7 protein-coding genes and 1 pseudogene are annotated in these 9084 nt (G+C 63.0%); 4 read left to right on the forward strand and 4 right to left on the reverse strand.

Features of this window, described 5'->3' with window-relative positions:
- Positions 1–90: 90 nt before the first annotated feature.
- Complete coding sequence (locus SC318_RS14655) at positions 91–267, forward strand: hypothetical protein (RefSeq protein WP_320427365.1); 177 nt, start codon at positions 91–93, stop codon at positions 265–267.
- On the opposite strand, the gene SC318_RS14660 is transcribed toward SC318_RS14655, so the two are convergent.
- Positions 245–736: an MgtC/SapB family protein gene (locus tag SC318_RS14660; RefSeq protein ID WP_320427366.1), complete on the reverse strand. Its 492-nt coding sequence runs from the start codon at positions 734–736 to the stop codon at positions 245–247. The genes SC318_RS14655 and SC318_RS14660 overlap by 23 nt on opposite strands.
- A gap of 120 nt (positions 737–856) precedes the next feature.
- Here SC318_RS14660 and SC318_RS14665 point away from each other — a divergent pair, with 120 nt between their 5' ends.
- From SC318_RS14665 to mapR, 3 genes are all read left to right on the forward strand, one after another.
- Positions 857–1096 (forward strand): DUF3203 family protein, encoded by a 240-nt coding sequence (locus tag SC318_RS14665; RefSeq protein WP_306493252.1) that lies wholly within the window; start codon positions 857–859, stop codon positions 1094–1096.
- 315 nt (positions 1097–1411) lie between these two features.
- Complete coding sequence (gene ccoG / locus SC318_RS14670) at positions 1412–2821, forward strand: cytochrome c oxidase accessory protein CcoG (protein ID WP_320427367.1); 1410 nt, start codon at positions 1412–1414, stop codon at positions 2819–2821.
- A 93-nt stretch (positions 2822–2914) separates the two neighbouring features.
- Complete coding sequence (mapR, locus tag SC318_RS14675) at positions 2915–4324, forward strand: GntR family transcriptional regulator MpaR (protein ID WP_320427368.1); 1410 nt, start codon at positions 2915–2917, stop codon at positions 4322–4324.
- A 152-nt stretch (positions 4325–4476) separates the two neighbouring features.
- On the opposite strand, the gene SC318_RS14680 is transcribed toward mapR, so the two are convergent.
- The 3 genes and pseudogenes from SC318_RS14680 to SC318_RS14690 form a co-directional block, all read right to left on the reverse strand.
- Entirely contained in the window at positions 4477–5223 is a 747-nt protein-coding gene (locus SC318_RS14680) for an SDR family oxidoreductase (protein WP_320427369.1), read from the reverse strand.
- A 52-nt stretch (positions 5224–5275) separates the two neighbouring features.
- Positions 5276–7370 (reverse strand): annotated as a pseudogene (locus SC318_RS14685) (putative bifunctional diguanylate cyclase/phosphodiesterase).
- Positions 7371–7558: 188 nt separating this feature from the next.
- Positions 7559–8956: an efflux transporter outer membrane subunit gene (locus SC318_RS14690; protein WP_320431240.1), complete on the reverse strand. Its 1398-nt coding sequence runs from the start codon at positions 8954–8956 to the stop codon at positions 7559–7561.
- Positions 8957–9084: the final 128 nt, after the last annotated feature.

Raw genomic sequence — 9084 nt, forward strand, 5'->3', positions numbered from 1 at the left:
GTTCAGGCGGATATGCCGCCACCGGGCGGGGAATCAATTGCCTGCGCCGGCTGTCCACCGTTGGAGCAAAGCACAAAGGAGGCCACACCGATGACTATCCCTATCCCGGCGCAAACGCCGGACCCGAATATCGATAACCCGACCTTGCCCCCCAGCGAGCCTGAACCGGTCCCGGAGCAGGAACCGCCGGAAAACGAGCCGCCACCGGTACAGGAGCCGCCGACCACCATGCCGCCGGTGATCGTCAGTCCTTCTCGAAACGCTTGACGATTTTCGGCATCACGCTGAACACCGCCAAGGCCAGCAACGTACTCAACACCGCTGTCGATTCCCGGCCCAAACCGGCCGAGACCCCAATCGCAGCGGTCATCCATAAACCCGCTGCGGTGGTCAGTCCCTTGACGTGGCCGGCGTCATCATCCTTGCCTTTGATGATGGTGCCGGCGCCCAGAAAGCCGATGCCGGCAATCACGCCCTGCACCACCCGACTCATGGCGTCGGCCTGATTGCCGGACATCTGCGGCACCATCACAAACAGCGCGGCGCCCAATGCCACCAGCATGTGCGTGCGCACCCCGGCAGCCTTGCCTTTGCTTTCGCGCTCAAAACCCAGGATGCCGCCGAGTATCGCGGCCATCAGCAGGCGCACGGTCATCTGGGTGAGTTGTTTGGCGTCGCCGATATCGGCAAATTCCGCCTGCAGGGTTTGCCACGCTTCGTGTAGCCAAGCGTCCATGGATGCCGCCCTTTTATGATTATTGATAGAAGGTGGACAGCGGCGACCGTCAGTCAGTTGCGTGGAACCCTAACGCCTGTGTGGCCCCAAACGATCACAGCCCATGAACAGGACACTGGTATGCCTATCCGTATCGACAACCAACTGTGCTATTTCACGCTCAACGACAATGGCCAGGAACAAAGCGTGCCGGCCACCCGCGTCAAGGTCGAGACCGACATCGATAAGGCCATGTCGTACGTCGAGTTGGCGGCCGAGCGGATCTACATCACTGAAGCCGAGGCCGATGCACTGACCGTCGCGGGGGCCCACGACGGGCGTGAACATGTAAAATCCGACACCCCTGGTTCGGTAATTTAATTGATCTGTATCAATCCATGAAAATCCCCTGTGGGAGGGGGCTTGCCCCCGATAGAGGAGGGTCAGTTACCTGCCCTATCAACTGACCCAGCGCTATCGGGGGCAAGCCCCCTCCCACATTTTTGACCCGGTTTGAAGATCGTTCCCACGCTCCCGCGTGGGAATGCAGCCCGAGACGCTCTGCGTCACCTGTGCGCGATTAGCTGCGCAAACCTGCCATCTGATCCGCTTTTTATCCCGCCACCTGAATCTGTTATGCAAACAGAGCGCCGGGCATAGTTCGTTGGCCTGACGGAGGCTGATGAGCGGATGACCATGAGCGAACGAATCCCCAGCGTGGAAACCTTTGAGCCCATCCACCTGAAGAAGGTGAAGGCCAGATCCACCGACAACCTGATCCACACCCGCAGCTTCACCGGCCTGTTCCGCACCTTGCGTGTGAGCGGTGCGGGCGTTCTGTTCCTGGCGTTTTTCGGCACCGTGTGGCTGAACTGGGGCGGGCGTCAGGCCGTGCTGTGGGATCTGGCCGAGAGCACATTCCACATATTTGGCGCAACCTTCTGGCCCCAGGACTTCATCCTGCTGTCGGCCTTGTTGATCATCTGCGCCTTCGGCTTGTTTGCCATCACGGTATTCGCCGGCCGCGTGTGGTGCGGCTATACCTGCCCGCAAAGCGCGTTCACCTGGCTGTTCATGTGGTGCGAAAAAATCACCGAAGGCGAGCGTCACCAGCGCATCAAACTGCACGCCGCGCCCTGGAGCCTGAACAAGCTGGCACGGCGCTCGGCCAAGCACACCCTGTGGCTGGGAATCAGCGTGCTCACCGGCCTGACTTTCGTCGGCTACTTCACCCCCATCCGCCCGTTGGCCGCCGAACTGCTGAGCTGGCAACTGGGCGGCGTCAGTCTGTTCTGGGTGTTGTTCTTCACTGCGGCCACCTACCTCAATGCCGGCTGGCTGCGCGAAGCCGTGTGCATGCACATGTGTCCCTATGCGCGCTTTCAAAGCGTGATGTTCGATAAAGACACCCTGACCATTGCCTACGACGCCGCCCGTGGCGAACGCCGTGGCGCGCGCAAACGCGAAGTGAAACCGGCAGACGCAGGCCTGGGCGATTGCATCGACTGCCAGCTGTGCGTGCAGGTGTGCCCCACCGGCATCGACATCCGTGATGGCCTGCAAATGGAATGCATCGGCTGTGCGGCGTGCATCGACGCCTGCGATTCGATCATGGACAAAATGGGTTATGCCCGGGGCCTGGTCAGCTATACCAGCGAACATCAGCTGCAAGGAGGCAAGACCCGGCTGCTACGGCCGCGCCTGATCGGCTACAGTGCCGTGCTGCTGGTGATGATCGCCGCGCTGGTGGTGGCCCTGATCGAGCGGCCGATGGTATCGCTGGACGTGACCAAGGACCGCGGCATGTTCCGCGAGAACAGCCAGGGCTTGATCGAAAACATCTACAGCCTCAAGGTCATCAACAAGACCCAGCAGCGCCAGGATTATCGCGTGGAGCTGGTGGACGCCGAGGGCTTCCAGTTGCAAGGCAAGACCCAGCTCAGCCTGGCGCCGGGTGAAATCAGCGATATTGCGGTGTCGGTGGCGCTGCTGGCGGACACACCGGCGAGCAGTTCGCAGACCCTGCGCTTCAAGGTCACGGATGTGGATGAGCCGTGGATCTACAGCGCTGCCGACAGCCGTTTTGTCGCGCCGTTGAACCGCTGATAATCCCCTGAATGTATGGCGTTCCATGTGGGAGGGGCAAGCCCCCTCCCACATTTGCCCAGCGCACACACTGAAAAACTGTTCAAGGCCCCCATGAAACGCTACGAAAAATTCGCCGATGACATCGCAGAACTGATCCGCTCCGGCGTCCTTGGCCCTGGTCAGCGCGTGCCTTCGGTGCGCTATGCCAGCCAGACCTACGGCGTCAGCCCGTCCACCGTGTTCCAGGCCTACTACCTGCTGGAACGCCGTGGCCTGATCCGCGCGCGGCCGCGTTCGGGCTACTTCGTCAATATCCATGCGCCCAGCCCGTTTTCCGAGCCGGTGGTGAGCGAGCAGGTGCACGAGTCCACCGAAGTGGATGTGAGCGAGCTGGTGTTTTCGGTGCTGGATTCGATCAAGGACCCGAACACCGTGCCCTTCGGCTCGGCCTTCCCCAGCCCGATGCTGTTTCCGCTGCCGCGCCTGGCCCGCTCACTGGCCAGTGCCAGTCGCGAAATGGACCCGCGCCTGGTGGTCACCGACATGTCCCCCGGCAACCCGCAACTGCGCCGCCAGATTGCGCTGCGCTACATGGTCGGCGGCCTGATGCTGCCGATGGAAGAACTGCTGATCACCAACGGCGCCCTGGAAGCGCTGAACCTGTGCCTGCAGGCCGTCACCGAGCCGGGCGACCTGGTGGCGATTGAAGCCCCGGCGTTTTATGCCTGCCTGCAAGTGCTGGAGCGCTTGAAGCTCAAGGCCGTGGAAATCCCGGTGCACCCACGCGACGGCATCGACCTCAACGCCCTGGAGCAAAGCCTTGCGCGTTACCCGATCAAGGCCTGCTGGAGCATGACCAGCTTCCAGAACCCGATGGGCGCCACGGTGCCGGAAGAAAAAAAGCAGGCGCTGGTGCAGTTGCTGCGCAGCCACCAGGTACCGCTGATCGAAGATGACGTCTACGCCGAGCTGTATTACGGCCAGCATGCGCCGAAACCGGCCAAGGCCTTCGACACCGAGGGGCTGGTGATGCATTGCGGCTCCTTCGCCAAGAGCCTGGCGCCGGGTTACCGCGTGGGCTGGGTGGCGGCCGGGCGTTTCGCACAGAAGGTCGAGCGCCTGAAGCTGATGACCTCGCTGTGCCCGTCGATGCCGGCCCAGGCCGCGATTGCCGATTACCTGCAACACGGCGGCTACGACCGGCACCTGCGCAAACTGCGCTATGCCCTGGAAGAACAGCAAAGCGCGATGCTCGCGGCCATCGCCCGGTATTTTCCGGCCCAGACCCGGGTCAGCCAACCGGCTGGCGGGTATTTCCTGTGGCTGGAATTGCCGGAGCACACCGATTCATTGAAGGTGTTTCAAATGGCCCTGGCACAAGGCATCAGCATCGCACCGGGGCCGATCTTTTCGGCGACCCGGCGCTTTCGCAATTGCATCCGGTTGAACTACGGCAGCCCATGGACCGACGCGTCGGAGCAGGCGATGGAGACGCTGGGGCGGATCGTGCGCTCGTTTTGAGTGGCGCAATGGCAAGGCTCTTTGTAGGAGCGAGCTTGCTCGCGAAGAACTCCGGGCCTGCGCGTTTATTCAGGATGAACGCGTTGGCTGGACGTTTTTCGCGAGCAAGCTCGCTCCTACAGTTGCCATGCGTGGGGTGAGGGAAAGCGCGATCAGCGCCCGCCCCCCAGGTCGATGAACGTACCGGTGGCGTACGAGGCCTTGTCCGACAACAACCAGATAATCGCCTCGGCCACTTCATCCGGACGCCCGCCTCGGGCCATGGGGATACCGGATTCGAGCTTGCTGACCCGATCCGGGTCGCCGCTGAGGGCATGGAAGTCGGTAAAAATATAGCCAGGGCGAACCGCGTTGACGCGAATGCCCTCGCCCGCCACTTCCTTGGACAGACCAAGGGTGAACGTATCGAGCGCGCCCTTGGAGGCCGCATAGTCCACATATTCACCCGGAGAGCCCAGGCGCGCCGCCACCGACGAGACGTTGACGATACTGCCGCCCTGCCCGCCATGCCTTGGCGACATGCGCAGCAGCGCATGCTTGGCGCACAGTATCGGGCCCAGTACGTTGGTCTTGAGGATTTTCAGCACGCGAAATTCAGACATTTCATCGACCCGCGACTTATGGCCGACGGTGCCCGCGTTATTCACCAACGCGGTGACGCGGCCCAACTCGGCATCGACACGGTTGAACAGTGCGATCACTTCGTCTTCGATGCTCACGTCGGCGCGCACCGCAATCGCCTGTACGCCCAGGGCGCGGACCTGATCCAGCACAGCGTGGGCGGCGTTTTCGTCGGCCTGGTAGTTGATGCAGATGCGATAACCCTCGCGCGCGGCGAGCAATGCCGTCTCGGCGCCAATCCCGCGGCTGGCGCCGGTAATGATGACGACTCTGTCCATGTGCGGTCTCCTGACTCAACCTGATGTTTAGGATTGAGTTGAAGAATACCCGTCACACAGCGTTGTTGTCAGGCACCTGTACATCCTGGGCGCGCTGGATATCGGCCATGAACCCGTCGGCCGGCAGCGGATGGCCCAGCAGGTAGCCCTGCAGGGCGTTACAGCCCAGGCGCGTGAGAAAGCGCTGCTGCGCATCGGTTTCCACGCCTTCGGCGACAATCCGCAACCCCAGGGCCTGGCCCAGCGCAACGATGGCCGACACGATGGCGGCGTCGTCGCTGTCGTGCTCCAGGTCGCGCACAAAGCCACGGTCGATCTTCAGCTCATTGGCCGGCAGGCGCTTGAGGTACATCAGGCTGGAGTAGCCGGTGCCGAAGTCGTCGATGGACAGGTCGACGCCCATGTCCGACAGCCGTTGCAACACGGTCATGCTCGCGTCGGCATCACTCATCGCCGTGGTTTCGGTGATCTCCAGGGTCAGGCTGTTGGCCGGCAGTTGGTGCCGGTCCAGGGCTGCGGCCACGCTGTCGACCAACCCGGCGTGGCAGAACTGCAGCGCCGACAGGTTCACCGCAATGCGCCAGTGCTCATACCCCTGGGCGTACCAGACGCTCATCTGGCGGCAGGCTTCATTGAGCACCCATTCGCCGATAGAAATGATCAACCCGGTTTTTTCCGCCAGCTCAATGAACATGGCCGGCAGCAACAGGCCTTGCTGGGGGTGCTGCCAGCGCAGCAACGCTTCTGCCCCTACCGGCATACCGCTGATGGCGTCGAACTTGGGCTGGTAATGCAGGCGAAACTGCCGGTGGTCGAGGGCGTTGCGCAGGTCCTGCAACAACTGCAATTGCTTGCGCGCGTTGGTGTTCATCGACACATCGAAGAACCGGTAGCCGTTCTTGCCCATGCCCTTGGCGTGGTACATCGCCGCATCGGCGTTCATCAACAGCTCCTGGGGGGTGTGGCCGTTGCCCGGGAATATCGCGATGCCAATGCTGGCGGAGATTTTCAGCTCATGCTCGGCGACCGTGAACGCGCGGTTGACCAGGCTGACCTGGCGTTCGGCCAGGCCCATGGCATCGTCCGGCTGGGTCAGTTGCACCATCAACACAAATTCGTCACCGCCGATGCGCGCCAGGGTGTCATGGCTGCGCAGGTCCTCGCGCAGGCGCAGTCCGACCTCGCGCAGCAACTGGTCGCCCATGTGGTGACCGAAGGCATCGTTGACCGGCTTGAAGCCATCCAGGTCGATAAACATCAGCGCGAAGCAACCGCCCTGCTCCTTGACCGCCTGGATGCCCTGTTGAATACGGTCCGCCAGCAAGGTGCGATTAGGCAGGCCGGTGAGCATGTCATGCAGGGCCAGGTGGGTCAGTTCCTGATTGGCCAGGGTCAGGGAGTCGGCCAGCACGGCGGTGCGCGCCTCCAGCCGGGCGTCGAGCAGCGAGGTCAACAGGGCGATGACCAGCACGGCCAGCGAGGTCACCAGTACCAGGTTATCCAGGCCCTTGCCGCTCAAGCCCGTGTGCGGCAGCGCAGAAGCTGTCATCGGCAAAACGCGCGGCGGCCATGCCGGTGTAGTGCATCCCGACGATGGCCACGCCCATCACCACCGCCGCCCCGCCCCGCGCCAGGCGCACGTAGGCTATGTTGCGGCGCAGATTGAAGGCGATCCACAGCGCCGCGCCGCAAGCCACCACCGCAATCAACAAGGACGCGCCGAACAGCGTTGGGTCGTAATCGATGCCCGGCGTCATGCGCATTGCGGCCATGCCGGTGTAGTGCATGCTGGCGATGCCCGCGCCCATGATCAACGCGCCAAATGCCAGTTGCCAGGCCGGCAGGCGCGGCTGGCTGACCAGCCATAACGCAAAACCGCTGGAGAGCACGGCGATCAGCAATGACAGCGCGGTAATGCCCAGGTCGAAGCCGAGAGCAAACGGCAGGCGCAGGGCCAGCATGCCGATGAAGTGCATGGACCACACGCCCACGCCCATGGCGACGGCACCGCCAGTGATCCACAGGTAAGCCGCACGCCCCTTGGCGGTGGTGATGCGGCCGGCGAGGTCCAGCGCGGTGTAGGACGCCAGGATCGCGACACACAGGGAAATCACGACGAGGGAGGTGGAGTAGCTACCGGTCAGCATGGGGTTTCTCGCGGTTTGACAGCCCGGACCGGCTGGCAAAGCGGCGGATTGTAGCGAGAATAATTCTTGTACAGGTGATTAATTGCGACGGGCGTGAGCGTTGATTTCTGGCGTCAATTGACCGTCCCGCGCACCGCGACCGATCGTTCCCATGCTCTGCGTGGGTACGAGTGGTGTGTCAGGTCAGGTCATTGCTTTTCGGTCAGGGCAGTGTTGCCGTCCCATCCGCCACCCAGCGCCGCAATCAGCTGCACGCTGGCCACCAGCCGCGACTGCAGCAAGGTCAGTACCGTGCGCTCGTTGCTCAAGGCCGTGGCCTGCACGGTGACCACGTCCAGATAAGCGATCAGCCCCGCCTTGTACTGGTTCTCGGTCAACCGCAACGACTCGCGGGCAGCCTCCAGCGCTTCGTTGCTGACCACCGCTTCGTCCGCCAGCACCTTGAGCTGCACCATGTAGTTTTCCACTTCGCGGAACCCATCCAGCACGGTCTGACGGTACTTGGCCACGGTTTCGTCATAGCTGGCCACGCTACGATCGACTTCCGCCGAGCGCTGGCCACCGTCGAACAACGTCATGGCGAGCTTCGGGCCGACCGACCAGAAGCGGTTGGGCAGGCTGATCCAGTCTGCATAGGTGCTGCTGGAATAGCCCCCCGCCAGGCTCAAGGTCAAGTCGGGGTAATAGGCCGCCTTGGCGACGCCGATATTGGCGTTGGCTGCAATCACCGAGCGCTCCGCCGAAGCGATATCCGGGCGGCGCTCCAACAGGTGCGACGGCAGGCCGACCGGAATCTGCGGCAGCGGCGGAATGTCCTTGCTCACCGCCAGGCTGAAATTGGCCGGCGCTTCACCGATCAATACCGCAATGGCGTTTTCCAGCTGCGCCCGCTGCCAGATCAGGTCGATCAGGCTGGCCTGGGTGGTCTTGAGCTGGGTTTGCGCCTGGGCGATGGCATCCTTGCCGGCCACACCGGCGCGGTACTGGTTTTCGGTCATTTGCAGCGAGCGCTGGTAGGTGTCCAGGGTGGCTTGCAGCAAACGGGTCTGCTCGTCCATGACGCGCAACTGCAAATAGCTCTGCACCAGTTCCGACTGCTGGCTCAGGCGCATCGCGGCCAGATCGGCCGAGCTGGCCTCGGCGCTGGCTTCGTTGGCCTCCAGGCCTCGACGCAACTTGCCCCAGACATCGGCCTCCCAGCTCACGCCCAACTGCGCATTGAGGGTGTCGCGGATACCGCTGCTGGAACTGCTCAGGCTCGCACTGCTGCTGCCGGTGCCCTGGCTGGCGCGGGTCTTGCCGACGCTCAGGTCGACACTGGGGTAAAACGCCCCGCGCGCACTGCGCACCAGTGCCTGGGCCTGGCGAAAACGCGCTTCGGCCTGGGCGACGGTCTGGTTGGCGCTATTGAGGCGCACCACCAGGTCGTTGAGTTGACGGTCGCCATACAGCTCCCACCACGCGCCACGGGCCAGGGAATCGCTTGGATTGGCCTGGCGCCAGCCTTCGGCTTGCTTGAACTGTGCAGGTTCGACAACCGCAGGACGCTGGTAGTCGGGGCCGATGGCGCAGGCGCTGAGCAACATGCCGCAGACCAGCAAGGTCAGCACCTTGATACCTTGAACAACACCCCCGTGGCGAGGGAGCTTGCTCCCGCTGGAGGGCGGAGCACTCCCAGGTTCTTTTGGGGCCGCTGCGCAGCCCAGCGGGAGCA

Origin of the sequence: Pseudomonas sp. MUP55, assembly GCF_034043515.1 — a bacterium.
Classification (GTDB): Bacteria; Pseudomonadota; Gammaproteobacteria; order Pseudomonadales; family Pseudomonadaceae; genus Aquipseudomonas.

Coding starts and splice junctions, on each gene's coding strand:
- SC318_RS14655 (WP_320427365.1), top strand. CDS start 91: ATGACTATCCCTATCCCGGCGCAAACGCCGGACCCGAATATCGATAAC.
- SC318_RS14660 (WP_320427366.1), bottom strand. CDS start 736: ATGGACGCTTGGCTACACGAAGCGTGGCAAACCCTGCAGGCGGAATTT.
- SC318_RS14665 (WP_306493252.1), top strand. CDS start 857: ATGCCTATCCGTATCGACAACCAACTGTGCTATTTCACGCTCAACGAC.
- ccoG (WP_320427367.1), top strand. CDS start 1,412: ATGAGCGAACGAATCCCCAGCGTGGAAACCTTTGAGCCCATCCACCTG.
- mapR (WP_320427368.1), top strand. CDS start 2,915: ATGAAACGCTACGAAAAATTCGCCGATGACATCGCAGAACTGATCCGC.
- SC318_RS14680 (WP_320427369.1), bottom strand. CDS start 5,223: ATGGACAGAGTCGTCATCATTACCGGCGCCAGCCGCGGGATTGGCGCC.
- SC318_RS14690 (WP_320431240.1), bottom strand. CDS start 8,956: ATGTTGCTCAGCGCCTGCGCCATCGGCCCCGACTACCAGCGTCCTGCG.